The following is a 26,856-nucleotide window of genomic DNA, read 5'->3' on the forward strand; positions in this document are numbered from 1 at the left end:
TTCGCCACTAATCCACCCAGCAAGCTGGGCTTCATCGTTCGACTTGCATGTGTTAAGCACGCCGCCAGCGTTCGTCCTGAGCCAGGATCAAACTCTCCGTTGAAGACTCACAATCACCCCGAAGGGGTAATCAGTCAAAGACATCGAGTCAAATCACTAGCATAAAAACTCAAACTAGCTAAACACTGGATCACCGCAGACGGAAGAATGCGATGTCCAGCAACAACCACCCACAAAAAGTGAAGTGGTCGCACCAAATATTATTTGGCACTGACATTCATCGGCACACTGTTGAGTTCTCAAAGAACACGCACACACCATCGATCCCGAACCTTCCGGTTCGTTCACTCCGGGGTGACTGTTCATCCGAGGGCCTTCCGGCTCTCGGGCACGGCTCCAAACCTTACCAGAAGGTTTCGAACCAGTGAAATCTGCAGGCGCCTTCGTCCAACCTCGTTGTCCCGTTCCTCTCGGCCCGGGTCGGTGTCCGTGTCGCTCTGACCTGGAATAAGTTACGCGAACATCTCCCAGAACACCAAATCGCCAGGTCAGAGTGGGTTTATCGGCTCATGCAGCGTCGTTGTGAGGGTGTTCAGGGGACCCAGTACTTGGCAGCGAGATGCTGGACGATCGGATCGTCCTCCTCGGCCTGCTCCAGCATCGCGAGATCGCTGCGGAGATCCATGAGGCGAGGGTCGTCCCCTTCCGCGTCGCCGATCGGCCGGCCCCCGTCCTCGGCGCGCTGCCGCAGGATCTTCTCCCGAACCCGGTCCTTCAACGACTCAGCCATGAGAGAAGCATGCTGCGCGGTGACCGGGTTGTCGAGGATTTCGACGCCGTGTCCGAGACCGCCGTCGTGCGCGTCGATAGTCGCGGTCGCTTCGCGTCAACGGTCCTTGTCCCGGAAGACCCGGACGGCCATGGGCAGAACCACGGCGAGAGCGCCGATGATCAGGACCAAGGAGAACAGTTCCATCAACATGTCTCCATCATCCGCGCGAATCGCACAGCGCGCAGAAACGTCGAAGGCCCCGCACCGGGGTGAGGGGCCTTCGTGGAGCTGCCTGTCGGAATCGAACCGACGACCTTTTCATTACGAGTGAAATGCTCTACCGACTGAGCTAAGGCAGCGAGCCTTTCGGCGTCCGAAGTCTAGCGGACTACCCCCACCCCGACGCAAACCGGCACTTCGGCTACCGGAACGCCGAGCTCAACCGGGCTGCGAGCGCCGCGAGGGCGAAGCGGGGTTTGACGTTCTGGGCGAGCGCCTCCCGGCAGTCGAGGATGGCCTCGATGCATTCGAGCAGCGACTCCGGCCGGGTCCTCGATGCGAGGTCGGCCGCACGATCCGACATGTCCGGATGGTTGAGCGTGACCTGCGATCCGAAGGCGTGCACCAGTGCATCCCGGTACAGACCGGCGAGATCGATCAGGGCTCGGTCCATGATGTCGCGCTCGGTTCGCGTCTTCCGCGACTTCTGGGTGCGTTCGAGTTCCTTGAGGACCCCGGCCGAACCGCGAAGCGCACCCGCGGCACCCTTGCCGGTACCGCCGGCACCGAGAGCGGTCTTCAGCTCCTCGGTCTCACGCTCATCGCGCTCCGCACTGATCTCCTTAGCCTCGGTCTCGGCGCTGCGGCCGAGGTCATCGGCTGCGGAGTAGGTGGTGGCGGGGCGCAGGACCGCGCCGGCGACAGCGAGCGCACGTGCCCGGTTGTCGCGGGCGCCCTCGTCGGTGGCCAACCGTCGGGCCCGGCCGACGTGGCCTGCGCTGACGGATGCGGCCCACTGCGCCGTCTTCGGATCGATGCCGTCGGTGGCCTCCAGGACGCGCGCGATTGCATCGGCGCTGGGAGTGACCAACCCGATGTGACGGCAGCGCGAGCGCAGCGTCACCGAGATGTCCTCGGGATCGACCGACGGCGCGCACAGGAGGAAGACCGTTCGCTGCGGCGGTTCCTCGACCACCTTCAGCAACGCGTTCGCGGCGCCTTCGGTGAGACGGTCGGCGTCCTCGATCACCACGACCTGCCATCGGCCCGTGCTGGGACGCCGCGACGCGACCTGCACGATGTCGCGCATCGACTTGACGCTGATCGTCAGCCCCTCGGGCACGACCCGCCGTACGTCGCCGTGGGTGCCGGCCATCGTGGTGGTGCAGGCGTGGCATCGCCCGCAGCCGGGAGTCTCCTCGTCGGTGCACTGCAGGGCGGCGGCGAAACACAGCGCCGCGACCGAGCGACCGGACCCGGGAGGACCGGTGAACAGCCACGAGTGCGTCATCGCCGATCCGGTGTCGCCCCGACGGGCAGCTACTGCGGCCGCGACGAGTTCGGTCTCGACATCACGTTGACCGACGAGACGATCGAAGACCCCGGGCATGCGCTCAGCCTAACGACCGGGTCCGACGGGTCCGGATCACGTGTCCGAAACGTTCAAGACGGCCACACGTGCTCGGTCCTACCGTCGGGCCATGACCATTCATTTCTCCGCTGTGGGGCTCGTCGTCGCCGATCTCGATCGGTCCTTCGCGTGCTATCGAGTGCTCGGCCTCGACCTGCCCACCGACGCACCCGAGGTACCGCACTTCGAGGTCACTCTCCCCGGTGGTCTGCGCCTGATGTGGGACACCGTCGAGTCCGTCCGCAGCTTCGATCCGGAGTTCGAGCCGTCGTCCGGAGGCGGGACGGCGCTCGCCTTCGACTGTGGCTCCCCCGACGCGGTCGACGAGACACTTGCGGCGTTGATCGAGGCCGGGTGCACGTCGACGAAGGCACCCTGGGACGCATTCTGGGGACAGCGCTACGCGAGCGCGATGGATCCGGACGGCCACAGCCTCGACCTGTTCGCCGCGCTCCCGGGATGACTCCGGACGAGCTCACCGAGGGTGACACCCGACAGCGCACGAACGTCCCGGGCCAGATGCGCCTGGTCGCTGTACCCGCAGTCGGCCGCGACACGGGCGAAGTCGTCGCCGGCCCGGGCACGCGCGACCGCCCGACGGAAGCGCAGTACCCGCGACAACGTCTTCGGTCCGTATCCGTAGGCCCGGGCCGAGCGACGCCGCAGTGTCCTGTCGCTCCAGCCGAGGATCGCGGCGACTTCCGTGACGGCCGCGCCGGAGGCCAGCGCCCGCGCGAGGTCGGCCATCGGATCGTGTTCGTCGACCGCGCCTCGGACGGCGTCGACCAGCGCAGCGACGGGATCGTCCTCGGCTCGAACCGCGAGGAGACGCACACGACGTGACGGCCACAGATCGTCGAGCGGAACCCGTCGATCGGTCAGCTCGCTCGCGTCGACGCCGAAGAACCGCGGCCCCAGGCCGGGTTCGAACCGGACGGCCGTCAGCGGTCGATCCGCCGCCAGATCGGAGAACTGGGACGTCGTGTCCGGGCCGGCGACGAGGAAGCCGTCGGCGTGCCGGATGAGGTCCATGCATCCGTCCGGCAGCACGTGGGTTCCGCCCACGCGGGCACCGGACGGCTCGGACTGCCACAGTGTGACGCCGGGGATCCCCGACGGCAGTTCGCGGTACACACCGTGAGGTTATCCGCGTACGCCGACGGGAACCGTCAGTCCGTCGTCTTCTTCGCGGCGGTCTTCTTCGTCGTCTTCTTCGCCGCCGTCTTCTTGGCGGTGGTCTTCTTGGCGGCCGTCTTCTTCGCTGCCGTCTTCTTCGCGGTCTTCTTGGCCGGACCACGCGCCCGACGGTCGGCGAGCAGTTCGGACGCCCGCTCGTCGGTGATGGACTCGACCTCGTCGCCCTTGCGCAGGCTCGCGTTCGTCTCACCGTCGGTGACGTACGGACCGAACCGGCCGTCCTTGATCACCATCTGCTTGCCGCTGACCGGGTCGGTGCCCAGCTCGCGCAGCGGCGGCGTGGCGGCGGCCTGCCGGCCGCGGCGCTTCGGCTCGGCGTAGATCTTCAGCGCTTCCTCGAGGGTGACGGTGAAGATCTGTTCCTCGTTCGCGAGCGACCGCGAGTCGGTGCCCTTCTTCAGGTACGGACCATAGCGGCCGTTCTGAGCGGTGATCTCGTCGCCGGACTCCGGATCGACACCCACCACGCGCGGCAGCGACAGCAGTTTCAGGGCGTCGTCCAGGGTGACCGTGGACAGGTCCATCGTCTTGAACAGAGAACCCGTGCGCGGCTTCGGGCCGGTCTTCTTCGCGGCCTTCTTGGCGGGAGCCTTCTTCGCCGTCTTCTTGGCGACGGCCTTCTTGGTGGCGGTCTTCGTGCCGCCCTCTCCCTCCGAGCCGAGTTCCTCGACGGGGATGGGCGTGACGTCCGGTTCCGGTTCGGGCTCGGGTGTCGGATCGGGGATCAGCTCGGTCACGTAGGGACCGAAGCGACCCTCCCGCGCGACGATCTCGTAGCCGGTCGACGGATCGACACCGAGGACACGTCCCTCCTGCGGCGTCGAGAAGAGCTTCTCGGCGTATTCGAGGGTGAGCTCGTCCGGCGGCAGGTCGTCGGGCAGGTTCGCGCGCTGCGAGGTCGGCTCGGCGTCGGGATTGTCGGGGTCGGTGACCATCCGTTCGAGGTACGGACCGAAGCGGCCCACGCGCACGTGGATCTCGCGACCCTCGGAGTCGTCGAACAGGCGGATGGAGTTGATCTCGCGGGCGTCGATGTCCTCGAGGTTCTCCCCCACGAGCTTCTTCAGGCCACCCTTGCGGGCGACCGACTCCTCGTGACCGTCGTCGCTGCCGAAGTAGAACCGCGTCAGCCAGTCGGTGCGCTGCCGGTGACCCGAGGCGATCTCGTCGAGATCGTCCTCCATCCCGGCCGTGAAGTCGTAGTCGACGAGCTGGGCGAAGTGCGCCTCGAGCAGGCCGATGACGGCGAACGCCACCCACGACGGGACGAGCGCACTGCCGCGCTTGTAGACGTAGCCGCGGTCGAGGATGGTCTTGATGATCGACGCGTAGGTCGAGGGGCGACCGATCCCGAGCTCTTCGAGCGTCTTGATCAGGCTCGCCTCGGTGTACCGGGCGGGCGGGTTGGTGGAGTGACCGTCCGGATCGAGCTTCGTCGCGGTGACCGACGCGCCCTCGGACAGGTTCGGCAGGCGCGACTCCGCGTCGTCCGACTGACCGCCGGCCTCCTCGTCGACGCTCTCGACGTACGCCTTGAGGAAGCCCGGGAACGTGATGGTGCGGCCCGACGACGAGAAGGTGCACTCCTCGCCGGTGCCCGCGGTGCCGGTGATGCGCAGCGTCAGCGTCGTGCCCCGCGCGTCGGCCATCTGGGAGGCGACGGTGCGCTGCCAGATGAGCTCGTAGAGCTTGAACTCGTCGCCGTCGAGGCGCGCGTGCAGCTCACCCGGGGTCGCGAAGACGTCGCCGGCGGGACGGATCGCCTCGTGTGCTTCCTGCGCGTTCTTGACCTTGCGGGTGTACTGGCGCGGCGTCGGATGGACGAACTCGGCGCCGTACAGCTGAGTGGCCTGTGCGCGGGCCGCCGCGATCGCCGACTCGGACAGCGTCGTCGAGTCGGTACGCATGTAGGTGATGTAGCCGTTCTCGTACAGACGCTGCGCGGTGCGCATCGTGCGCTCGGACGAGAACCGCAGCTTGCGGCCCGCCTCCTGCTGCAGCGTCGACGTCATGAACGGCGCGTAGGGCTTGCGGGTGTACGGCTTGCTCTCGGCCGACGACACCGTCAGCGCGACACCGGCGAGTGCCTCTGCGAGGCGGCGGGCACGGTCCTCGTCGAGGACGACGACACCGTTCGACTTCAGGTTCCCGTCGGGCCCGAAGTCGCGGCCCGAGGCGACGCGGGAACCGTCGACGTTGACCAGGCGGGCACCGAACGAACGGGGGCTCGCGTCGGCACCGGCGTCCATCGTGGCCGCGATGTCCCAGTACTCGGCGGACTTGAACGCCATGCGCTCGCGTTCGCGCTGCACGATCACGCGGGTCGCCACCGACTGCACACGACCCGCCGACAGACGGGGCATGACCTTCTTCCACAGCACGGGGCTGACCTCGTAGCCGTAGAGACGGTCGAGGATGCGGCGGGTCTCCTGCGCATCGACCAGGTCGTTGTCGAGGTCGCGGGTGTTCTCGGCGGCCGCGCGGATGGCGGGCTCGGTGATCTCGTGGAAGACCATGCGCCGGACCGGCACCTTGGGCTTCAGGGTCTCGAGCAGGTGCCAGGCGATGGCCTCGCCCTCGCGGTCGGGGTCGGTGGCGAGGTAGAGCTCGTCGGCGTCCTTGAGCAGGCTCTTCAGCTCCGAGACCTTGGTCTTCTTGTCGGCGCTGACGACGTAGAGCGGTTCGAAGTCGTGATCGACGTCGACACCGAGGCGCGCCCACGACTCGCCCTTGTACTTGGCGGGGACGTCCGCGGCGCCGCGCGGCAGGTCGCGGATGTGACCGACCGATGCCTCGACGACGTAGTCGCGGCCGAGGTAGGGGGCGATCTTCCTCGCCTTGGTCGGGGACTCGACGATCACGAGCCGACGCGTGCCCGACGAACCGCCCGCAGTGCTCTTCTCCCGTGCTGCCACCGTGCCGCCCGCACCTTCCCTCATTGCCGACATGTCGCCTTGTTCGAAGACATGTATACCGACCCGTTCCCCAGACGCGGCCACACACAGGGTCGCACATCCTCGGGGAACGGCTCTTCACAAGTGATGATCACCCGGTTCCACATGCGGCCAGATCCGGCGTGCCGCGTCGGCGTCCGGAGGTGCACCGATGTTCTCGACGAGCCTCGTCAGACGCCTCCGGCCGGAGATCCTCAACCCCGGCCCACCGGTGCCGTGCGTACCGATCAGGGTCGGTGCGATGCCGGCGCGCATGAGCGCCTGCGCCAGGGTCGCATGGGTGTCGGGAGCCGTCGGGTCCAGACCGAGAACATACTGTGCTCCCTCGACCTCCATGCGACCGGACGCGAGGAACCACGCCCGTTGGGCCCGCGAGGACGGGACCCAGCCGGTCGGAACCATCTTGCCGTCGTCGCTGCTCCACTGGGTCGCGAGCGGGACGAGAGCGGCGTCGGCGGACGTGCTGACGGTGAACAGCTCGCCGTCGGCGACGATCTCCGCCCCGATTCCCGTGTCGGTCACGAGCTGCGCGATCGCGCGGGCGCGCCACTCGGCGTCGACCTCCACGGTCAGCACCGCGCCGTCGTCGGTGAGCCGCGCACGTCCGTGTGCCGCGAGCAGGCCGCTCAGGTCGGCCAGGGCCGGCGGCATCGTGTCGGCCCCGAAGAAGGACAGTTGACTCACGGGTCCTCCTCTCCCGGCTCCGTGAGCGCGACGGGGCGGCGAGGTCGCACGACCGGTTCGCGCACACGTCCCGGAAAATGCATCGTCCCCCATCACCTGAGGCGACGGGGGACGATCGGGCGAGGTGGTTGACCTTGCCCGGTTGCTCGCTCGAGCGGGTGGATCAGAGTGCGCGCACGCCGGTGGCCTGCGGGCCCTTGGTGCCCTGACCGACCTCGAACTCGACTCGCTGGTTCTCCTCGAGGGTGCGGAAGCCGGAACCCTGGATCTCGGAGTAGTGAACGAACACGTCGGCGGAGCCGTCCTCAGGAGCGATGAAGCCGAAGCCCTTCTCCGCGTTGAACCACTTCACAGTGCCCTGTGCCATGCTTTTCCTTCTCTTTCTAACACCGGATTCGACGAACCGCCGGGTACGCGATCCGCCAGGTCCCGGTTCCGACCGCTGTACTTCTCGAGTCCCCCGTTGGAAGAGCTAAAGCACCGCGCTCGCAACCATCGATCCTGCGAGCGTGCACTTTTCCAAGTCTACGAACACAGAAGCTGCGACCGGGTGTCAGTCAACCACGTTCTGGGCACGCGCAACAGTAGGAATGGGCACAAACGTGCCAATTCCCTGATCTTGTTCATGTCTCGGTAGCATTACCCACGGGTAGCTGTTGCTGCCATGTTACGGGAGTCCACTGCGGCCCCACTCGTCCCGGACCCGGGTCTCCCGCATCCGACACGGCCTCCCCGTATCCGGCACACTTCTATCCACAGACGTTTCCGACAGACACCTCGTCCCACCCAGCGGAGTACTGCGTGACCGGCTCGCCCTTCCTCCACAGCGGCGACGCCACCGCCCCCACCTACGGTCGCGAGCTGCTCGACCGTCTCCTCGCCGGAACCCCGACGGGCGAGTCACCGCTGACCCACGTCGCGGAGATCCCGGCCCGGCCCGCCCACCACAGCGACTGGCCGCAATGGGCGCACGAGGAGGTCGTCCGGGCCTTCCGCGCACAGGGTGTCGAGCGTCCCTGGCACCACCAGGCGAGCGCCGCCGACATCGCGGCCGGCGGGGAGAACGTGGTGGTGTCCACCGGAACCGCATCGGGCAAGTCGATCGCCTACCAACTGCCCGTCCTGAGCGCGCTCGCCGACGACCCGCACGCCACCGCCCTGTACCTGTCGCCCACCAAGGCCCTCGGCGCCGACCAGCTGCGCGCGGTCACCGAACTGACCTCCGACATCGACGCGTTGTCGTCCGTGTGCGCGTGCGCCTACGACGGCGACACCTCCACCGAGATCCGCCAGTGGACGCGCCGGCACTCGCGCTGGATCTTCACCAATCCCGACATGCTGCACCTGTCACTGCTGCCCGCCCACGCGCGATGGGCCCGGCTGTGGCGGCGCCTGCGGTACGTCGTCGTCGACGAATGCCACTCCTATCGAGGCGTGTTCGGCTCGCACGTCGCACTGATCCTGCGTCGGCTCCGGCGCGTGGCCCGCCGGTACGGCGCCGACCCCGTCTTCGTCCTCGCCTCCGCGACGACCGCCGAACCGGGGGCAGCGGCGTCCCGCCTCATCGGGGCACCCTGCCGCGAGGTCACCGAGGACGGTTCACCGCACGGCCCCCGCACGGTCGCGATGTGGGAACCGCCCCTGCTGCGCGAACTCACGGGTGAACACGGCGCACCGGTGCGACGGGCCGCCGGCACCGAGGCCGCGCGTCTTCTCGCCGACCTCGTCGTCGAAGGTGCCCGCACCCTGGCGTTCGTGCGGTCGCGTCACGGCGCCGAGCTCACGGCCATGGGTGCACGCCGGCTTCTCGCCGAGGCGGCACCCGATCTCGTCGACCGGGTGGCGGCCTACCGGGCGGGCTACCTCGCCGAGGATCGGCGCGATCTCGAGGCCGCTCTGTCCGACGGTCGTCTGCTCGGCGTCGCCAGCACCAACGCCCTCGAACTGGGAGTGGACATCGCCGGTCTGGACGCGGTGATCGTCGCCGGATTCCCGGGCACGGTCGCGTCCTTCCGTCAGCAGGGCGGTCGCGCGGGTCGCCGCGGGCAGGGTTCGCTCGTCGTGCTGGTCGCCCGGGACGATCCGCTCGACACCTACCTCGTGCACCATCCGGAGGCACTGCTCGACCGGCCGGTCGAGGCGACGGTCACCGACCCGAACAATCCGTACGTGCTCGGACCCCAACTCCTCTGCGCCGCATCGGAACTACCGCTCAGCGACGCCGAGGTCGAGGAGTTCGGCGCGCTCGACGTCCTCACGGCCCTCGCGGAGCAGGGACTGATCCGGCGCCGGCCGCACGGCTGGTTCGTCACCCCGGGAACGCAACCGCACGGCGAGGTCGAGATCCGCGGCGGGATCGGCCACCAGGTCTCGATCGTGGAGGGCGACACCGGTCGCATGCTCGGCACCGTCGACGCCGCCCGCGCGCCCGCGACCGTCCATCCCGGAGCGGTGCACCTGCACCAGGGCGAAACCTTCGTCGTCGACGAGTTGTATCTCGAGGACGGCATCGCCCTCGTGCACGCCGAGGACCCGGAATGGTCGACGAGTGCACGCGAGATCACCGACATCTGCTGCGTCTCCGTCGACGAACACCGCGAGTTCGGGCCCGTCACGGTCGCGTCCGTGGGCGTCGAGGTGACGCACCGGGTGGTCGGCTATCTGCGCCGACTGCCGTCCGGGGAGGTGCTCGACCAGATCCCGCTCGACATGCCGGAGCACACGCTCGACACCCGCGCGGTGATGTACACGATCGACCCCGACCTGCTCGACCGGATCGGCGTGACCCCCGATCGCGTGCCCGGCGCACTCCACGCCGCCGAGCACGCCGCGATCGGTCTGCTCCCCCTGCTCGCGACGTGCGATCGCGGCGACATCGGCGGTGTCTCCACCGATCTGCACCCCGACACCGGGCTGCCCACCGTCTTCGTCTACGACGGACAGCCCGGCGGTGCCGGATTCGCCGAACGCGGATACCACCGGATCACCAAGTGGCTCACCGCGACCCGCGATGCGGTCGCGGCCTGTGAGTGCGCCGCCGGATGCCCCTCGTGCGTGTACTCCCCCAAGTGCGGGAACGGCAACGATCCGCTCGACAAGGCCGGGGCGGTCGCCGTCCTCGATGCCGTCCTCGCTGCGATCGGAGGATGACGCCGGCTCAGGCCACCGGCGCGCCGCCGGCCTCGGCCCGTTCGGCGGCCAGCAGCGCGGCACGCTCCTCGCGCCGCCGCGCCTGCTCGGCCGGATCCGGGACGGGAACGGCCGCCAGCAGCCGCTTGGTGTACGGATCGGACGGCGAGCGCAGGATGCGATCGGTCCGGTCGAACTCGACGAGTTTGCCGGCGCGCATCACGGCGATGCGACGGGCGAGCACCTCGACGACGGCCAGATCGTGGCTGATGAACAGGCACGCGAAGCCGTACTCACGTTGCAGTTCCCGGAACAGCTCGAGCACCTTGGCTTGCACCGACACGTCCAGCGCAGAGGTGGGTTCGTCCGCGATCAGCAGTGTCGGTTCGAGCGCGAGTGCCCGCGCGATGCCCACCCGCTGACGCTGTCCGCCGGAGAGCTGGTGCGGATAGCGGTTGCGCATGTCGCGGGACAGATGCACCTGATCGAGGAGTTCTTCGACCTTCTTGTCCCGCTGCGTCCGGTCCATCTCGGTGTGCAGCAGCATCGGCTCAGCGATGGACTGCCCGATCGGCCACCGCGGATTGAGCGACGAACCCGGATCCTGGAAGACGATGCCGATGTTGCGGCGCACGGGACGCAGGTCGCGCGCCGACATGTTCGTGATGTCGACACCGCCGACGGACAACGAACCCGAGTGCAATCCGACAAGGCCGACCGCGGCCTTGCCGATGGTCGACTTACCCGAGCCCGACTCGCCGACGAGTCCGACGACCTCGCCCGGTTCGATGTCGAGACCGACCCCGTCCACGGCGCGGAAGCCGCTGTTGCGTCGGGCACCGGGGTACTCGATCACCGCGTCGACGAGCCGGAGCGCGTGCTGCACGTCCGGAGTGTCGTCGGCACCCGTCTCACCGGCGCGCGAGCCGAGGTGAGGCACCGAGGCGAGCAGTTCGCGGGTGTAGGCGTGCTCCGGCGTGCCGAAGATCCGCTCCGACGTCCCCTGCTCGACGATCGCGCCGTTGCGCATGACGATGATGCGGTCGGCCATGTCGGCGACGACACCCATGTCGTGCGTGATGAGCACGATCGCCGCGTCCACCCGCTCGCGCAGGTCGCGCATGAGCTGCAGGATCTCCGCCTGCACCGTCACGTCGAGGGCCGTGGTGGGTTCGTCGGCGATGAGCACCGACGGCTCCGAGGCCAGCGCCTGCGCGATCATCGCGCGCTGACGCTGACCGCCGGAGAGCTGGTGCGGGTAGTAGCCGACGCGCTTCTCGGGCTCGGGCATGTCGACGAGACGCAGCAGCTCGATCACGCGCTCCTTCGCCTCGGTCTTCGTCACGTCGGCGTGCGCGCGGATGGCCTCGGTGATCTGCCACCCGATCGTGTAGACGGGATTGAGAGCCGTCATCGGCTCCTGGAAGATCACGGCGATGTCCTTGCCGCGCACCGAGTTCAGCTCGCGTTCCGTCAGGCCGGCGAGCTCGCGTCCACCGAGGGCGATGCTGCCGTCGACCCTGCTGTTGTCGGCGAGCAGACCCGGTACTGCCATGGCGGTCGTGGACTTGCCCGAACCGGATTCGCCGACGATCGCCACGATCTCTCCGCGTGCCACCTCGAACGAGACGTCGCGCACGGCGGTCCGCCAGGTCCGGTCCACCTCGAAATCGATGGTCAGACCGGAGACCTGCAGGATCGGGGCACCGGGGGTGGTCTTCTCACGCATATCGAGACTCATTGCGTCAGCTCCGTTTCGGGTCGAGCGCATCGCGCAACGCATCACCCATGAGAATGAAGGCCAGCACCGTGACCGACAGGAAGCCTGCCGGGAACAGCACCAGATGCGGCGAGGTGGAGAGATAGTTCTGGCCCAGATTGATCTGCAGACCCCAGGACATGGCCGGCATCTGCAGGCCGATACCGAGATACGACAGCGCTGCCTCGGCCGCGATGAACGTACCGACGGCCACGGTGGCGTAGACCAGTACCGGGGTCAGGGCGTTCGGGAGGATGTGCCGGACGAGGATGCGGAAGGTCGACGCGCCGAGCACCTGCGCCGCCTGGACGTACTCGCTGCCCTTGACGGCGATGACCGACGACCGCACCAGACGCATCGCAGTCATCCAGCCGAAGGCGATCAGCGCCATCGCGACCGTCAGGGCCGTCCTCTCGCTGGTCACGGTCAGCAGCACGAGCGCGCCGAGCAGGAGCGGGATGCCGAAGAAGACATCGGTGAACCGCGCCAGCACACTGTCGAGGATTCCTCCGAAATATCCTGCCAGCGAACCGATCAGGATGCCGATGACCAGCACGCCGATGACTGCCAGCAGACCGATGGACAGCGACACGCGGGCGCCGTAGACGACGTTGGCGTAGTAGTCACAACCCTGCAGATCGGTTCCGAACCAGTGCTGTGCGCTCGGCGGGAGGCGGGTGTCCGACAGGTCGCAGGCCCGCGGATCGATCCCGCGGGCGAACACCTGCGGCACCACCGCCATCGCGACGAGGACGATGGTGATGACAGCTCCGAACCAGAAGAACGCGCTGCGGCGCAGCTTCTTCCACGCGTTGCCCCACAGACTCGCCTGGCCGACGAGTTCGACGGCCTCACCGGTCACGACATTTCCCGGCTCGCCTTCCTGCACGGCGTGCTGGCGGGCGGCCTCGGCGTTATTGGAATCCATCACCACTACTCGTATCTGATCCGTGGGTCGAGGAAGGCGTACAGCACGTCCACGACGAGATTGAAGAAGATGTAGAAGAAGACCATCAGCGTGACGATGCCGACGACCACTGCACCTTCCTGGTTCTGCACAGCGTCGAAGATGGCGCGGCCGAGCCCGGGAATGTTGAACACCGACTCGGTGATGATCGCGCCGCCGAGCAACGCGCCGATGTCGGCACCGATGAACGTCACGACCGGGATGAGGCTGTTGCGCAAGGCATGCCGGGTCACGATGCGGCTGTATCCGACGCCCTTGGAACGGGCGGTGCGGATGTAGTCGGCCGCCATCGACTCCGAGACCGCGGTGCGCGTCAGTCGCGCCACGTAGGCCATCGACAGGGATGCGAGCACCAGGCCGGGCAACAGGTAGCTGTACCAGCCGTCGTTGATACCGGCGATCGGGAACAGACCCAGCTTGTATCCCAGGACGTACTGCGAGACGAAGCCGAGGACGAACACCGGGATCGAGACGAGCAGCGTCGACGAGACGAGCACGAGATTGTCGAAGAAGGAGTTGCGGCGCAGCGCTGCGAGCACACCGGCCGTGACGCCGATGAGGATCTCGAAGACCACGGCGACCGCGGTCAGCTGGATGGTGACCGGCAACCGTTGCGAGATGGTGTCCAGCACCGGCCTACCGGAGAAGTCGGATCCGAAGTCGCCCTGGAACAGTCCGCCGACGTACTTGATGTACTGGACGAAGAACGGATCGTCGAGGTTGTACTGGGCGCGGAGCTGCGCCACGACCGCGGGAGCGAGCGGGCGATCGCCCGCCAGCGCGCGAATGGGATCGCCCGGAAGGGCGTAGACCATCGCGAAGATGAGGAACGAGGCGCCGATCAGGACCGGAACGGTCAGCAGCAATCGGCGCGTGATGAAGCGACCCACTGGGTTCTCCTATACGGAACAGAACGTCCTACGCGGGTGGTGGGGTGTCCCGTCTGCGCGGGACACCCCACCACTCGTCACTCAGCCGACCGTGACCTCTTCGGTCACGATGTCGCCGAACGCGTCGATCTTCACGTTGTCGACCCGGTCGCTCGTCACGGCCTGGTTCAGTCCGTAGAAGAGCGGCGTGGCGGGCATGTCGCGGAACAGGATGTCCTCGGCACGCTGGTATTCCACCGTGGCTTCGTCGAGGGTGTCGGCGTTGTTACCGGCCGACAGTGCCCCGTCGAACTCGGGGTTGCTGTAGAAGGACATGTTCGAACCGGCCGGCGGCGTCGCGGCCGTGCTGTAGACGGGCGCCAGGAAGTTGTACAGCGACGGGTAGTCCATGATCCAGCCCATCCGGAACGGACCGGTCATGCCCTTGTCGTCCTGCAGCGGCAGGTACTGCGCGAACTGCAGATCACCGCGAAGCACGTACTCGACACCGAGGTTGCTGCGGAACTGGTTGCCGATCGCGGTCATCCACTGGTCGTGCCCGGCTCCGGCGTTGAACCACAGATCGACCGGCCGGCTGCGATCGAAGCCGGCCTCGTCGAGCAGCTTGTTGGCCTGCTCGACGTTCAGCTCGCACTTGGCGCCGCAGGCGTCCTCGCGGTAGCCCTCGACGACGGGCGACCCGAAGGAGGCCGCCGGCGTGCGGGTGTCGGTGAAGATGGCCGTGGTGATGGCCTGACGATCGATGGCCATCGAGAATGCCTCGCGGACACGGGGATCGGCGAAGCGCTCGTCGTAGGTCGGGAACGAGAGCGCGGTGATGTCGGGGCGGGCGCGCTCGACGTAGCGATCACCGAACTGGTCTCGGGCGGTGGCCCAGGCGTCCGGCGGCAGGTCCAGCAGCACGTCGAGGCCGCCTGCCTGGACGTCGGTGAAGGCGGTGGTCAGTTCGGTGTAGACCTTGAACTGCACACCCTCGGCCTGCGCCGGATTGTCGCCGGCGTAGTCCTCGTACTTGGTCACGGTGAAGCCCTGACCGTCGACGAAGTCCTCGTCGGCCTTGAACGGGCCGTTGCCGATCGGACGGCGACCGAACGCCTCGGGATCGTCGAAGAATGCCTCGGGCAGCGGGTAGAACGCGGTGTACCCGAGGGTGACCGGGTAGATCGCGAACGGTTCCTTCAGCTCGACGGAGATCGTCGTGTCGTTCACGGCCTCGAGGCCCGACATGGTGGTCGCGGCGGGCTCGGCACCGTCCGCGGCCTGCAGCTCGTCGTATCCCTTGACGTTCTCGAAGAAGTACGAGGCACCGTACGCGTTGGTGCTCAGAGCGGTGTAGTTCCACGCGTCGACATACGACTTCGCGGTGACGGGAGTTCCGTCGTGGAACGTCCAGCCCTCGTTCAGTTCGATGGTCCAGGTCATCTGGTCCTCGGACTCGACCGATTTCGCGACGCCGGTGTACTCGACCTCGCTGGTTTCGTCGTTGTAGCGCACCAACGGCGTGAACAGCGACTTGAGGACCTGATTGCCCTCGCTCTCGGTGGTGTTGCCCGGAACCAGCGGGTTCTCGGGCTGCATGATGTGCAGGCTGTAGACGCCCTCGGCACCGGAAGCGCTGCTGCCCCCACATGCCGCGAGCAGGCCGGCAGCCACGAAGCCTGCCGACACGGCCGCGATTACGCGCTTGACCCTCAAGATCGATCCTCCCTCAGTTCCTGCGGGACGGGGTCGCCGTCCCGCAGGCCGCGATGGTCCGCGGTGTCGGTGTGGGCCACAGTGCGAATCGATGCGCAGCCCGGAATGTCGGAGGACTCTAGACACACTTCGAGAGTCCGTCACGCGGCGTCCCCGATCGGGGGACCGGAAAAGAACGAACGAAATACCTTCGTAATCGGACAGGAACACACGTCGCCTGCCGGATACGTCGATGCGAAAGGGTTCCGACCACGGAACCGACCCTCATCCCCGCACTACATCCGCTCCCGCACCCCTTACCGCTGCCCGACCGGGAACCGGAATTGCTTCGTCCACCACCACTGTGTCCACAATCGTCTATGACGACCGTCACACATAATAAGCACAGGTAAGCAACGAGCGCGAATCCGCTGGATACGGCCACGAGCGACCCGCGACCGACCTCATCGGGCAGGACCGGCTCGCGCGACGGCCGTCGCCTCCTTCCCGCCGAAGAGGGACGACACCGCAGCGGCGACCTCGACTACCGCGTCCCACTCGTCGATCTCGCAGCGCCGCAATCGCACTCGCATCCGCGTGGTGACCACCTCGCTCGCCTCGCACGCCTGCACGACCCCACGGTCCAGCGCCGAGGCGACCGCCACCGCCGCCAGGTCGGCCGCCGCCTGCGCACGATGACGTGTGACGACGACCGACCCGACGTGCAGCAACGTGGCCGTGATCGCGATGAGGCCGGCCATCACGGCACAGCCGATCACACTCGCGCTCCCGTCGTCACCGAGGAGGGACGGGCCCGACCTCATCGCGTTCCTTCCGGCTCGCGCACCGCCACCGCCTCGGCCGTGAGGGTCAGCAAGGGGAGCAGCGGGCTCTCCGCGGTCACGACCGCCACGATCAGATCCCCCTCCTCGCGTACCGTAACGCGTGCGTCCGGAGGCGCGACTCGCGTGGCCACATCGACCGCCCTCGCCTGGTCTCCCCGCGCGGCGAGGCGGGCGGCTTCACGCGCGGCGTCATGACACCTCACCTGGTACGCGATGCCCAGCACCGCACCGAGGCACAACACGAGCACCGTGACCAGGCTTGCGACGGCGAGAGCCGCCTCGACGGTGACTCCTCCTTCGTCCTTGCGGACGAAGTCGCGTAACCATCGTCGTCCGAGCACCTTTCGCATGTGTCGGCGTCACACCGCCGTGTTCAGGGCACGCTCGACGATGCCCGTCAGCGCGGAGACTATCGAGTCGCCGGTCACCACCGTGTACAGCACCGCCCCGAAGGCCGCCGCCGCGATGGTCCCGATCGCATATTCCGCCGTCGACATGCCGTCGTCCTGCACGACGAGCGCTCCGAGACGACCACGCAGACCGTGTGCGAACGCTTCGGTCACTGTTCGTTTCCCCATCTTCCATCCCTCCCATCCGTACGGCGCGGACCGTCCGCGCCGACGTTCACATCAGCCCGGCACCCAGTACGTCCCGTGCCAGACCGACGACGACCGGCACGATGCCCAGGCACACGAAAGCGGGCAGAAAGCACAGACCGAGCGGCCCGCTCACGAGCACTCCCGCCCGATCGATCTCGGCGGCGACCCGATCCTCCGTCTCGGCGCGCTGCCGGACCGCGAGTTCGGCAACGGTGTCCGACAGGGGTGCACCGGATTTCGCCGATCGACGCGCCGCGCGGGCGAAATCGTCCAGCGCGTCGACTGCTCCCGACCCTCCCCACGCGTCGGCCGGATCGGCTCCGAGCGCCAGTCGGTCGGCGCCTCTCCGCAGTGCTGCTGCGAGGTCGGGTGGAGCGGACTCCGCGACGACCCGCGCCGCAGAGCCGGCGGGCATCCCCGCGCGCAGGCACGCCGCGAAGAGATCGAAGGCGGCTGGAAGTGCGTGCGGGTCGGTCTCGGGCGCAGACGTATCCGAAGGAGCAGCAACGGATCTCGTGGAAGACAAGCGGGTCGCTCCGCGAGGCATCGGTGCGACGACGAGCGAGGCCGCTCCCAGCAGCACCGTCCACGTCGCGCTCATGTCCCCACCCGTGCTGCGATCCGGTCCGTCCACAGCAGACCCGCACAGACCAGCGCCGTGCCGACCACGAGCATGACGCCGCCGAGCCCACCGGCGAGAAGGATGCCGAGCGGGGCAGCACCCATGAGCTGCCCGAGACCCACCCCGAGCACCGGCAGTCCCGCCAGGACCGTCGCCGTGGCGCGCGCGCCGGCGAGCCCGGCCTCCGTGCGGGCGCGGATCCGCATACGGGCGGCCAGATCGACGCGCGCGGCTCCGAGCAGTTCGGCGAGCGCGAGACCGTGGTGGTCGGAGACCGCCCACGCGTCGGCGACACGGCCCAGACTGTCGGCGACACCCTCACCGCCCGACGATGCTGCGGCCGATCGCAATCCGTGTGCTGCCGACCCACCGAGGCGCGCCCGGGCCGCAGCGACCCGGAAGGCACCGGCGACGGGCCCGGCCGTCTCCCCGGCCGCCGTCTCACACGCGTCGGCGGGATGCGTCCCCACCCGCAGATCGGCGATCACGGTGTCGAGTCCCGACAGCAACATCCGTCGTTGCCGATCGAGCTCCGCAGCGCGACGACGCGATCGGCGACGCCACACCGCGGTCGTGGCGACGGTCGCGCCGGCCAGGGCCGGCGTGATCCCCACCCACACCACCACCGTCGCGAGCACGATGACCGCCACCCCGGCGACGAGGGCGCGCGGTATCGGGCGCGGCGTCGCGTCGGGCACCCCGCGTCGCAGTCGGCGCCGGGCGGAGGACGAGGGCAGGACGAACAGCGCCGCCGCGAGGCACAGGAGCGTCGCGTTCACGGTGTGTCCCGTCGACGCAGGATCCGCTCGAGGGCATCCATGCCGTGCTCGTCGCCCTTGTCGTGGGTCCACGCGGGTGTGACGATCACGCCCGCGACGGGGTCCCGCTCGACCACACCGATCCCCACGAGACGGCGCACTCCGTCGCTGCCCCGGTGGACGTGCAGGATCACCTGCACCGCTGCGACGAGCTGGCTGTGCAGCGCCGCCCGGTCGAGACCGCCGAGCGCGGCGAGGGCCTCGAGTCGCGCGGGCACCTCGTCGGGCGAATTGGCGTGCACGGTCCCGGCACCACCGTCGTGACCCGTGTTCAGCGCGGTCAGGAGATCGACGACCTCGGCGCCTCTCACCTCGCCGATGACGATGCGGTCCGGGCGCATCCGCAGCGCCTGCCGCACGAGATCGCGGACGGTGACCTCGCCGACGCCCTCCACGTTGGGTGCCCGTGCCACGAGGCGCACCACGTGCGGGTGGGCCGGGACCAGTTCGGCGGCGTCCTCGACACAGACGATGCGTTCGGTCGGGTCCACCGCGCCGAGCAGCGCCGCGAGCATCGTCGTCTTGCCCGCACCCGTACCGCCCACGACGAGGAAGGCCAGGCGCGCGCGGACGATGCGGAGCAGCAACCGGTAGGCGGCCTCGGAGATCGCACCGCGATCCCGCAGCGACTCGAGCCCCTGGGTCGCGGGTCGCAGCACCCGCAGCGACAGGCACGTCCCGGCCTGCGCGACCGGGGAGAGCACCGCGTGCAATCGGACGCCGAACTCACCGTGCCCGGGCAGTCTGCCGTCGACCCACATCTGGGCGTCGTCGAGTCGACGCCCGGCGAACAGTGCCAGTCGCTGCGCGAGTCGTCTGACCGCTGCCTCGTCGGGGAAGGTGACCTCGGTGAGGTGCAGCCCGTTGCCGCGATCCACCCAGACACGGTCGGGAGCGGTGACGAGCACGTCGGTCACCGCCGGGTCTGCCAGCAGATCCTCGAGCGGACCCGCGCCGGTCAGTTCGGTCTGCAGATGTCGCAGTGCCGCAAGCAGATCGGAGTCCCCGAGCACTCCCCCGGATTCCGCGCGCAGGGCCGCAGCGACGCGGGCCGACGTGAGCTCACCGGTCTCGTCGGCCAGCCGGTCGCGGACCCGCGCGAGGAGGTCGTCCCCGAGGATCCCGGTCATGCCGCACGTCCCGGGCCGTCGCGGTCGGCCCCGACGGCCGCCAGCACGTCGTGCGCCGCACCGAGCAACGGTGAGCGCGGCCGCAGCCGCAGCCCTCCACGTTCGAGCATCTCGGTCAGGCCCGGCTCGGGACGCATCGAGGTGAGCACCTCCAGGCCCACGGCGTCGGCCACGTCGACGGCCCGCAGGCCGCCCGGTGCAGGTCCGCGGACGACGACTCCGGCCGGCTCGCCCCGCGCCGCGAGCGTGCGGGCGACCCGGGCAGCGGAGAGCACCGCGCCGATCCGGGCCGGCACGACGACGACGGTGAGGTCGGCCAGTGCGATCACCACGTCGGCGACGGGGTCGAAACTGCGTCCCACATCGCAGACGACGGTGGCTCCCGCTCCGCGCACCCCGTCGACGACGGATTCTGCGGCGACGGGGGTGAGCCGATCGGTGTTCTCACGGTCGGTGGACAGCACGCCCACCCCGGATGCCCACACGGGCACGGCGTCGCGCAGGGCACGCGCGGAGACCCGTCCGCCGTCGACGGTGAGACCGGACCACCGCACTCCGGGACGCTCCTCGAGACCGGTGAGGACGTCGAGTCCCGCGCCGAACGGATCCGCGTCGACGAGCAGGGTGTCGTGTCGTTCGTCGTGCCCCGCGGCCCAGGCCAGCGCGGCGGCGAAGGTCGACGCGCCCGCTCCCCCGCATCCTCCGACGACCGCGAGGACGGTGCCGGTACCGCTGGAGGGTTCGTCGGCGGACGCGACGATCGAGAGCAGTTCCACCTCCTCGGACGGGAGGGCGAGGACGTGTTCGGCGCCGACGGTCGCGGCGGCCTGCCAGTCCGCCAGTCCGGCCGTTTCGCTGCACACGAGGATCACGCCGGGGCGGCGGGGATATCCGGCCGCACATGCCGCTGCCGCGGACGCGTCGACGACGACGATCGCCGCGTCGGTCCACGCCCTGCGGGGCACCGGCACGGACATCTCGTGCAGTGTGCGGTCGGCCGCCGCGACCACGCGACGGAGGTCGGCGAGCAGCGCGGGATCGTCGACCAGTCCGAGGATGTCGTTCATGCCCGACAGGCTGCCCGGCTGCGGAGTCGTGAGTGTCGCGGAAACGGCCTCGGAAGCCACGTCTGTGGATGGATCGGGGGCCTGTGGACAACCCGGCCGTACACACCCTCGTCGTACCTGTGCGCAGGTCGGCGGGTGTAGAAGACAGTACGAAGACGTGTGGGAAAGGCCCTCATACAAAGCGACAGCCCTCGCCAGGGGGGAGGAGGCGAGGGCCGTCTGCGTTCAGCCCCGGGGGGTCGGGCTGAACACAACCCGAGTATCGACCCGGGCATTCGCGATAGTACACCGTTAGGCGTGACTGCTTGCAACTTCAAACACCGGCGCGGCGCGCCCCTATTGTGGTGATCGTGACCGACACGTCCGTGAACCCGTCCCGACCGGCCCCGTCGACGGGGGACTCACCGGACTCGGCTCGCATCGCAGCGTTCTTCGATCTCGACAAGACCGTCATCGCCAAGTCGAGCGTGCTGGCGTTCACCCGGCCGTTCTTCGAGGAGGGTCTCCTCAGCCGCCGGGCCGTGCTGCAGAGCACCTACGCCCAGCTGCTCTACCTGTTGTCGGCGGCCGATCAGGCCCGGGTGGACCGGATGCGCGAACACATCGCGCACATGTGCAAGGGATGGGATGTCGAGCAGGTCGGATCGATCGTCGAGAAGACCCTGCAGGACGTCGTGACACCGCTCGTCTACGCGGAGGCGAAGGATCTGATCGCCGATCATCGGGCCCGCGGTCACGACGTGATCATCGTGTCCGCGTCGGGCCAGGAGGTGGTGACTCCGATCGCCCGGACACTCGGTGCCTCCCACAGCACGGGGAGCCGGATGCGGATCGTCGACGGCCGGTACGCCGGCGAGCTCGAGTTCTACTGTTTCGGGGAGGCGAAGGCGGTCGCGATCCGCGAGCTCGCCGAGCAGTACGGCTACGACCTCTCCCGCAGCTACGCGTACTCCGATTCGGCCACCGACCTGCCGATGTTGCTCGAGGTCGGCAATCCGCGCGCGGTCAACCCCGACCGCCCACTGCGCCGAGCGGCGACCGAAAACGGTTGGCCCGTGCTCACTTTCGCTCGTCCGGTACCGCTCGGACGTCGCGCCCGTCCGTCGCCGCGTGCCCTGGCGACGCTCGCCGCCACCCTCGGCGCGACCGCACTGATACTGGGTGCCACCCGTCGACTGGCCAAGCGCCGGATACGTTGACACTCAGGGTCACTCGCCGCGAGATCGAAAACGGAGCATTGCCGCGGGGGGCTTGCCGACATCTCGCGGACGGGGTAGAAAGGAGTTACGGAAGGACGGAAGGCCAAGACCGAATCGGAAGAGAAGATTCGATCTCCCGACTGTTCTTCCCAGCACGGACACCGAGTACCCACGCGAAGCCGATGCCACTATAAGGGCACGAGTGTTGTGGGCCTGCGAGTTCCGGATTTTCGAAGACGAGTTCCCCGCACCCGTTGCGAGGACGAATCGACGATACCCGGATCATCGCCGAGGCCGTTGAATCACAACCCATTTCAGCACGCATGGTAACTCGGACCGCCCGTGCTAGCGGGTGGCGGAATCGATCTCGATCGATATGCCACCCGCTTTCGCGTGCAGGGGGTTTCGCGCCTCGGACTCGGTTCGGCCGGCGAAGCCCCACCCGGCACTCAGCCGGCGAACGCCTCGGCGATCGAGCCGGCCTCACGAGCCCCGGCCTCGAGCGACCCGCAGCAGAAGAGCACCCAGCCGCCGACGCCCTCCACGGTTCCCGCCCCGAATCCGGCGACCCCGTCGCGGTAGGCCTGCAGCCGGCGCATCCAGTGAACCTCGGGTACGCCCAGATTGCGCGTGTCGAGTCCGGACGCGACGCACACGAGCCGGGACGCGGCCCGCGCGACGATGCCGTCGGCGACACCGAAGGGCTTCAGAACGGACAGTTCACCGTGCACGACCGCCGCGAGAACCGGCGCCGGCGCGTTCGTCCCGCCGGTGACGAGTTGCGCGAGCCCGTCGAGACGCTCGGCGACCCCCGGTTCCGTCCGCGGACGACCCAGTTCCTCGGCGTCCTCCACCAGATCCGCGGCGGCGAGCAGGTGCAGGCGGGCGAGCGCCTGCAGCGGGGCACGTCGCCACGTCGCGACCATGTTGCCGAGCGCGTCACCGTCGAGCGTCTGCGCGACCCGCAGCGCTCCGGCCAGGATCGGGTCGCCGCTCTCCCCCGGCTGCGGAAGTTCCGTCGACCCGCCGTCGATCGACGCCGAGGCGCGGGCGGCCCGCACCGACGCCTCCGCGGCGGTGTTCGCCCAGCCACGCCGATTGGTTCGATGACGATGCACCTCTGCGAGCGCGTCGCGGGCACGGTCGGCGGCGTCGCGTACGCCCGGAAGGTCGACGAGAGGCTGAAGAGGGTCAGTCACGTCGACGACGGTACCGGCGCGGATGCGGTGGACGGACGAGAGGTTCACCGGTCGCGTCCGAATGCCGTTCGTCGCGCGAATTCGACCGATGAGCGAAAGTGACGGGGTTGCATATCGATGCAACGGTGCGGCGCCGGTCACAGATGATTACGCTCACAAGAGCCCGAATGGAACCATCCCGGAAAGAGGCCCCGCATCATGACGAGCGCAGCCCAGGAGCACGAATCGAAGGCGTACCCGCCGAGCCCGGAGTTCACCGCCACGGCCAACGCCGGTCCGGAACTGCAGGCCGCGGCCGACGCCGATCGGCTCGGATTCTGGGACGAGCAGGCGAAACGACTCGACTGGGCGGAGCCCTGGACGGAAGTGCTCGACTGGTCGAACGCTCCGTTCGCGAAGTGGTTCGTCGGCGGCAAGCTCAACGTCGCCTACAACTGCGTCGACCGGCACGTCGAGGCCGGTAACGGCGATCGGGTCGCCATCCACTTCGAGGGCGAGCCCGGCGACAGCCGGTCGCTGACCTACAACGACCTCCTCGCCGAGGTCTCCCGCGCTGCGAACACCTTCACCGAGCTCGGCCTCGTCGCCGGCGATCGCGTCGCGATCTACATGCCGATGATCCCCGAGGCCATCGTCACCATGCTCGCGTGCGCGCGCCTCGGCCTGACCCATTCGGTGGTCTTCGGAGGCTTCTCGTCGTCGGCACTGCGCTCGCGCATCGACGACGCGCAGGCCAAGCTGCTCGTCACGGTCGACGGCCAGTGGCGCCGCGGCCAGGCCGCACCACTCAAGACCGCCGCCGACGAGGCCGTCGCCGACGCGAAGTCGATCGAGCACGTGCTGGTCGTCGCGCGCACGGGCATCGACGTCGAGTGGACCGAGGGACGCGACCTCTGGTGGCACGAGACCGTCGAGAAGGCGTCGCCGGAGCACGAGGCGCAGCCGTTCGACTCCGAGCACCCGCTGTTCATCCTGTACACCTCGGGCACCACGGGTAAGCCCAAGGGCATCATCCACACCTCGGGTGGCTACCTGACCCAGGCGTCGTACACGCACCACTACGTCTTCGACCACAAGCCGGGCAAGGACGTCTACTGGTGCACCGCCGACATCGGCTGGGTCACCGGTCACAGCTACATCGTCTACGGACCGCTGAGCAACGGCGTCACGCAGGTCGTCTACGAGGGCACCCCCAACTCGCCGAACGAGCACCGGCACTTCGAGATCATCGAGAAGTACGGGGTGTCGATCTACTACACCGCCCCGACGCTGATCCGCACGTTCATGAAGTGGGGTCGCGAGATCCCCGACGCCCACGATCTGTCGTCGATCCGTCTGCTCGGCAGCGTCGGCGAGCCGATCAATCCGGAGGCGTGGCGGTGGTACCGCGAGGTCATCGGCGCGGATTCGGCACCGATCGTCGACACCTGGTGGCAGACCGAGACCGGCGCGATCATGATCTCGCCGTTGCCCGGCATCACGGCCACCAAGCCCGGCTCCGCGATGGCGCCGCTGCCCGGCATCTCGGCGAAGATCGTCGACGACGAGGCCAAGCCGCTCGGCGCGGGCGGTAACGGCTACCTGGTGCTCGATCAGCCGTGGCCGGCGATGCTGCGCGGCATCTGGGGCGACGACCAGCGTTACCGCGAGACCTACTGGTCGCGCTACGAGGATCAGGGCTGGTACTTCGCCGGCGACGGTGCGCGTTACGACGACGACGGAGCGCTGTGGGTGCTCGGCCGCGTCGACGACGTCATGAACGTCTCCGGTCACCGCATCTCCACCTCGGAGGTCGAGTCGGCGCTCGTGTCGCACCCGTCCATCGCCGAGGCCGCGGTCGTCGGCGCGGCGGACGAGACCACCGGTCAGGGCATCGTCGCGTTCGTGATCCTGCGCGAGCACGTCGAGAACACCGGCGACACGCTCATCAAGGAACTGCGCGATCACGTCGCGGTGGAGATCTCCCCGATCGCCAAGCCACGCCAGATCACGGTGGTGCCGGAGCTGCCGAAGACCCGCTCGGGCAAGATCATGCGCCGCCTGCTGCGCGACGTCGCCGAGGGTCGCGAGCTCGGCGACACCTCGACGCTCGTCGATCCGGCCGTCTTCGACGCCATCCGCGGCAAGTAGTCCCGAGATGCGAAAGGCCCCTTCCGGATCGATCCGGGAGGGGCCTTTCGCGGTCGGTACGACTGACTACACCTCGTCGAGCGACCGGTCGCGCGTCTCCTTGACGACGAGCAGCGCCACGAAGGTCGTCGCCGCGGCGATGAGCAGGTAGATGCCCACCCAGCCGACGCCGTAGCTCGTGGCGAGCCAGGTCGCGATGAACGGGGCGACGGCGGCACCGAGGATGCTCGAGACGTTGTAGGAGATCCCGGAGCCGGTGTAGCGGACGTTCGTCGGGAACAGCTCGGGCAGGATCGCGCTCTGCGGCCCGAAGGTCAGACCCATGAGCAGCATGCCGACGATGAGGAAGAACAGCATGCGGCCGGAGCTCATGCCGTCGCTCGACAGCAGGAACTGGAAGCACAGGCCGAACACCATGATCGCGCCCGTGACGACGAGCAGGGTCGAGCGGCGTCCGTAGCGGTCGGCGAGCCATCCGGCGAGGGGCACGGCCGCGGCGAAGAACAGCACCGCGACCAGCTGCAGCACGAGGAAGTCCGAGTACTGGAATCCGGCGCCGTGGCCGCCTTCGGCGGGGGTCTTGCCCGTTCCGAAGCTCAGGACCCAGGTGGTCATGATGTAGAAGAGCGTGTACGTCGCGAGCATGACGAAGGTGCCGATGATCAGCTGCCGCCAGCTGGTCTTGAACACCTCGGCGAGAGGCGTCTTGACCTTCTTGCCCTCGGCGACGGCCTTGGCGAAGACCGGCGTCTCCTCGAGCTTGAGCCGGACGTACAGACCGATGATCACCATGATGGCGCTGAGCAGGAACGGGATGCGCCAGCCCCATTCGAGGAAGGCGCTCGACAGGTCGGGATCACCGTTGTCGTGGCCGAGCGTCAGCGTGATGATCAGGAACAGGCCGTTGGCGCCGATGAAGCCGATGGGTGCGCCGAGCTGCGGCCACATCGCCGCCCAGGCGCGCTTGCCGGGTTCGGCCGTCTCGGTGGCGAGCAGCGCCGCCCCCGACCACTCCCCACCGAGACCCAGACCCTGGCAGAAGCGCATGAGCGCCAGCAAGGCCGGTGCGATGAGTCCGGCCTGGTGGTAGGTCGGCAGCAGGCCGATGAGGAAGGTCGCGATGCCCATCGTCAGGAGTGAGCCGACGAGGGTGACCTTGCGGCCGATGCGGTCGCCGAAGTGTCCGAAGAGGACGGATCCGACCGGGCGGGCGACGAAGGCGATGCCGAAGGTCGCGAGGGAGGCGAGCAGCGCGGTCGTGCTGTTGCCCTGCGGGAAGAACAGGTGCGGGAAGACCGAGACGGCGGCTGTCGCATAGATGTAGAAGTCGTAGAACTCGATGGACGTGCCGACCATGCTGGCGACGACGATGCGCCGGCGAGGAACGCCTGCGACGAGCGAGGAACCCCCGTCCTCCACTCCGACCGATGTGCTCACTGAACCATCCCCATTACTCCACTCACATTCTGAGACCGAATCCCACTTACTAGGAAAAGTGAACACCCGAGTTTCCGCCCACCGCAAATCGGACACTCCTACGGACGCCCTCCGTCCGGCGTTAGACTCTTCCCCGGTGTGCCGGGAAGTCTGG

General features: G+C 68.4%; 24 protein-coding genes, 1 tRNA gene and 1 rRNA gene. 5 read left to right on the plus strand and 21 right to left on the minus strand.

Annotation, left to right across the window (positions count from 1 at the left end):
• Window positions 1-103: ribosomal RNA gene (locus tag B9C99_RS17825) — 16S ribosomal RNA — on the minus strand; the annotation flags it as partial.
• 489 nt (window positions 104-592) lie between these two features.
• Entirely contained in the window at window positions 593-790 is a 198-nt protein-coding gene (locus tag B9C99_RS17830; RefSeq protein ID WP_016693258.1) for a hypothetical protein, read from the minus strand.
• A 9-nt stretch (window positions 791-799) separates the two neighbouring features.
• On the opposite strand from B9C99_RS17830, the gene B9C99_RS25915 reads away from it, so the two are divergent.
• Window positions 800-1,045 carry a hypothetical protein gene (locus B9C99_RS25915; protein ID WP_172414997.1) on the plus strand — a complete coding sequence of 82 codons (246 nt, stop codon included), beginning with the start codon at window positions 800-802 and terminating at the stop codon, window positions 1,043-1,045.
• A gap of 10 nt (window positions 1,046-1,055) precedes the next feature.
• Here B9C99_RS25915 and B9C99_RS17835 read toward each other — a convergent pair.
• Window positions 1,056-1,131 (minus strand) — tRNA-Thr (locus tag B9C99_RS17835).
• 62 nt (window positions 1,132-1,193) lie between these two features.
• The gene (locus tag B9C99_RS17840; protein WP_016693256.1) at window positions 1,194-2,381 is read right to left on the minus strand and encodes a DNA polymerase III subunit delta'; all 1,188 of its coding nucleotides are present in this window, start codon (window positions 2,379-2,381) and stop codon (window positions 1,194-1,196) included.
• Window positions 2,382-2,472: 91 nt separating this feature from the next.
• On the opposite strand from B9C99_RS17840, the gene B9C99_RS17845 reads away from it, so the two are divergent.
• Complete coding sequence (locus B9C99_RS17845; protein WP_026061367.1) at window positions 2,473-2,865, plus strand: VOC family protein; 393 nt, start codon at window positions 2,473-2,475, stop codon at window positions 2,863-2,865.
• Here the strand turns inward: B9C99_RS17845 and B9C99_RS17850 are convergent.
• The 4 genes from B9C99_RS17850 to B9C99_RS17865 all read right to left on the minus strand — a co-directional run bounded on the left by B9C99_RS17850 (window position 2,802) and on the right by B9C99_RS17865 (window position 7,604).
• Window positions 2,802-3,536 carry a helix-turn-helix domain-containing protein gene (locus B9C99_RS17850; RefSeq protein ID WP_088898781.1) on the minus strand — a complete coding sequence of 245 codons (735 nt, stop codon included), beginning with the start codon at window positions 3,534-3,536 and terminating at the stop codon, window positions 2,802-2,804. The genes B9C99_RS17845 and B9C99_RS17850 overlap by 64 nt on opposite strands.
• 35 nt (window positions 3,537-3,571) lie before the next feature.
• Complete coding sequence (gene topA / locus B9C99_RS17855; RefSeq protein ID WP_253250120.1) at window positions 3,572-6,538, minus strand: type I DNA topoisomerase; 2,967 nt, start codon at window positions 6,536-6,538, stop codon at window positions 3,572-3,574.
• Between the two features lie 93 nt (window positions 6,539-6,631).
• Window positions 6,632-7,237 carry a hypothetical protein gene (locus B9C99_RS17860; RefSeq protein WP_088898782.1) on the minus strand — a complete coding sequence of 202 codons (606 nt, stop codon included), beginning with the start codon at window positions 7,235-7,237 and terminating at the stop codon, window positions 6,632-6,634.
• A gap of 163 nt (window positions 7,238-7,400) precedes the next feature.
• Window positions 7,401-7,604, minus strand: a complete 204-nt coding sequence (locus tag B9C99_RS17865) for a cold-shock protein (RefSeq protein WP_003935252.1) — start codon at window positions 7,602-7,604, stop codon at window positions 7,401-7,403.
• Window positions 7,605-8,038: 434 nt separating this feature from the next.
• Between B9C99_RS17865 and B9C99_RS17870 the strand changes: the two genes are divergently transcribed.
• The gene (locus tag B9C99_RS17870) at window positions 8,039-10,387 is read left to right on the plus strand and encodes a DEAD/DEAH box helicase (protein ID WP_088898783.1); all 2,349 of its coding nucleotides are present in this window, start codon (window positions 8,039-8,041) and stop codon (window positions 10,385-10,387) included.
• A gap of 7 nt (window positions 10,388-10,394) precedes the next feature.
• Here B9C99_RS17870 and B9C99_RS17875 read toward each other — a convergent pair whose 3' ends face one another.
• The 11 genes from B9C99_RS17875 to ssd all read right to left on the minus strand — a co-directional run bounded on the left by B9C99_RS17875 (window position 10,395) and on the right by ssd (window position 20,737).
• The gene (locus tag B9C99_RS17875; protein ID WP_172415000.1) at window positions 10,395-12,065 is read right to left on the minus strand and encodes an ABC transporter ATP-binding protein; all 1,671 of its coding nucleotides are present in this window, start codon (window positions 12,063-12,065) and stop codon (window positions 10,395-10,397) included.
• A 46-nt stretch (window positions 12,066-12,111) separates the two neighbouring features.
• Entirely contained in the window at window positions 12,112-13,053 is a 942-nt protein-coding gene (locus B9C99_RS17880; protein ID WP_229566890.1) for an ABC transporter permease, read from the minus strand.
• A gap of 5 nt (window positions 13,054-13,058) precedes the next feature.
• Complete coding sequence (locus tag B9C99_RS17885) at window positions 13,059-13,982, minus strand: ABC transporter permease (protein ID WP_016693248.1); 924 nt, start codon at window positions 13,980-13,982, stop codon at window positions 13,059-13,061.
• An 81-nt stretch (window positions 13,983-14,063) separates the two neighbouring features.
• Complete coding sequence (locus B9C99_RS17890) at window positions 14,064-15,635, minus strand: ABC transporter substrate-binding protein (protein WP_315899239.1); 1,572 nt, start codon at window positions 15,633-15,635, stop codon at window positions 14,064-14,066.
• Between the two features lie 485 nt (window positions 15,636-16,120).
• Window positions 16,121-16,480: an Rv3654c family TadE-like protein gene (locus tag B9C99_RS17895; RefSeq protein WP_088898785.1), complete on the minus strand. Its 360-nt coding sequence runs from the start codon at window positions 16,478-16,480 to the stop codon at window positions 16,121-16,123.
• A complete protein-coding gene (locus B9C99_RS17900; protein WP_088898786.1) occupies window positions 16,477-16,851 on the minus strand; it encodes a TadE family type IV pilus minor pilin in 375 nt (124 codons plus the stop codon). Before B9C99_RS17900 ends, B9C99_RS17895 begins: the two co-directional genes overlap by 4 nt.
• 9 nt (window positions 16,852-16,860) lie before the next feature.
• Window positions 16,861-17,040, minus strand: a complete 180-nt coding sequence (locus B9C99_RS17905; RefSeq protein WP_160876163.1) for a DUF4244 domain-containing protein — start codon at window positions 17,038-17,040, stop codon at window positions 16,861-16,863.
• Between the two features lie 85 nt (window positions 17,041-17,125).
• Window positions 17,126-17,701: a type II secretion system F family protein gene (locus tag B9C99_RS17910; protein ID WP_088898788.1), complete on the minus strand. Its 576-nt coding sequence runs from the start codon at window positions 17,699-17,701 to the stop codon at window positions 17,126-17,128.
• Window positions 17,698-18,501 carry a type II secretion system F family protein gene (locus B9C99_RS17915; RefSeq protein ID WP_088898789.1) on the minus strand — a complete coding sequence of 268 codons (804 nt, stop codon included), beginning with the start codon at window positions 18,499-18,501 and terminating at the stop codon, window positions 17,698-17,700. The genes B9C99_RS17910 and B9C99_RS17915 overlap by 4 nt, the downstream gene beginning before the upstream one ends.
• A complete protein-coding gene (locus B9C99_RS17920) occupies window positions 18,498-19,670 on the minus strand; it encodes a TadA family conjugal transfer-associated ATPase (RefSeq protein ID WP_088898790.1) in 1,173 nt (390 codons plus the stop codon). The genes B9C99_RS17915 and B9C99_RS17920 overlap by 4 nt, the downstream gene beginning before the upstream one ends.
• The gene (gene ssd, locus B9C99_RS17925) at window positions 19,667-20,737 is read right to left on the minus strand and encodes a septum site-determining protein Ssd (protein WP_088898791.1); all 1,071 of its coding nucleotides are present in this window, start codon (window positions 20,735-20,737) and stop codon (window positions 19,667-19,669) included. Before ssd ends, B9C99_RS17920 begins: the two co-directional genes overlap by 4 nt.
• Window positions 20,738-21,102: 365 nt before the next feature.
• On the opposite strand from ssd, the gene B9C99_RS17930 reads away from it, so the two are divergent.
• Complete coding sequence (locus B9C99_RS17930) at window positions 21,103-21,936, plus strand: HAD family phosphatase (protein WP_088898841.1); 834 nt, start codon at window positions 21,103-21,105, stop codon at window positions 21,934-21,936.
• A gap of 449 nt (window positions 21,937-22,385) precedes the next feature.
• Here B9C99_RS17930 and B9C99_RS17935 read toward each other — a convergent pair whose 3' ends face one another.
• Window positions 22,386-23,135, minus strand: a complete 750-nt coding sequence (locus B9C99_RS17935) for an oxidoreductase (protein ID WP_172414998.1) — start codon at window positions 23,133-23,135, stop codon at window positions 22,386-22,388.
• 198 nt (window positions 23,136-23,333) lie between these two features.
• Between B9C99_RS17935 and acs the strand changes: the two genes are divergently transcribed.
• A complete protein-coding gene (acs, locus tag B9C99_RS17940) occupies window positions 23,334-25,265 on the plus strand; it encodes an acetate--CoA ligase (RefSeq protein ID WP_016693237.1) in 1,932 nt (643 codons plus the stop codon).
• 66 nt (window positions 25,266-25,331) lie between these two features.
• Here the strand turns inward: acs and B9C99_RS17945 are convergent, their stop codons facing one another.
• A complete protein-coding gene (locus B9C99_RS17945; RefSeq protein ID WP_229566877.1) occupies window positions 25,332-26,702 on the minus strand; it encodes an MFS transporter in 1,371 nt (456 codons plus the stop codon).
• Window positions 26,703-26,856 lie beyond the last annotated feature (154 nt).

This window comes from Rhodococcus sp. BUPNP1 (assembly GCF_002215235.1).
Classification (GTDB): domain Bacteria; phylum Actinomycetota; class Actinomycetes; order Mycobacteriales; family Mycobacteriaceae; genus Rhodococcus.

Bases quoted from the DNA above. Each gene is read 5' to 3' on its own strand.
- B9C99_RS17830 (WP_016693258.1), bottom strand. From the start codon at position 790: ATGGCTGAGTCGTTGAAGGACCGGGTTCGGGAGAAGATCCTGCGGCAG.
- B9C99_RS25915 (WP_172414997.1), top strand. From the start codon at position 800: ATGCTGCGCGGTGACCGGGTTGTCGAGGATTTCGACGCCGTGTCCGAG.
- B9C99_RS17840 (WP_016693256.1), bottom strand. From the start codon at position 2,381: ATGCCCGGGGTCTTCGATCGTCTCGTCGGTCAACGTGATGTCGAGACC.
- B9C99_RS17845 (WP_026061367.1), top strand. From the start codon at position 2,473: ATGACCATTCATTTCTCCGCTGTGGGGCTCGTCGTCGCCGATCTCGAT.
- topA (WP_253250120.1), bottom strand. From the start codon at position 6,538: ATGAGGGAAGGTGCGGGCGGCACGGTGGCAGCACGGGAGAAGAGCACT.
- B9C99_RS17865 (WP_003935252.1), bottom strand. From the start codon at position 7,604: ATGGCACAGGGCACTGTGAAGTGGTTCAACGCGGAGAAGGGCTTCGGC.
- B9C99_RS17880 (WP_229566890.1), bottom strand. From the start codon at position 13,053: ATGGATTCCAATAACGCCGAGGCCGCCCGCCAGCACGCCGTGCAGGAA.
- B9C99_RS17895 (WP_088898785.1), bottom strand. From the start codon at position 16,480: ATGAGGTCGGGCCCGTCCCTCCTCGGTGACGACGGGAGCGCGAGTGTG.
- B9C99_RS17900 (WP_088898786.1), bottom strand. From the start codon at position 16,851: ATGCGAAAGGTGCTCGGACGACGATGGTTACGCGACTTCGTCCGCAAG.
- B9C99_RS17910 (WP_088898788.1), bottom strand. From the start codon at position 17,701: ATGAGCGCGACGTGGACGGTGCTGCTGGGAGCGGCCTCGCTCGTCGTC.
- B9C99_RS17920 (WP_088898790.1), bottom strand. From the start codon at position 19,670: ATGACCGGGATCCTCGGGGACGACCTCCTCGCGCGGGTCCGCGACCGG.
- ssd (WP_088898791.1), bottom strand. From the start codon at position 20,737: ATGAACGACATCCTCGGACTGGTCGACGATCCCGCGCTGCTCGCCGAC.
- acs (WP_016693237.1), top strand. From the start codon at position 23,334: ATGACGAGCGCAGCCCAGGAGCACGAATCGAAGGCGTACCCGCCGAGC.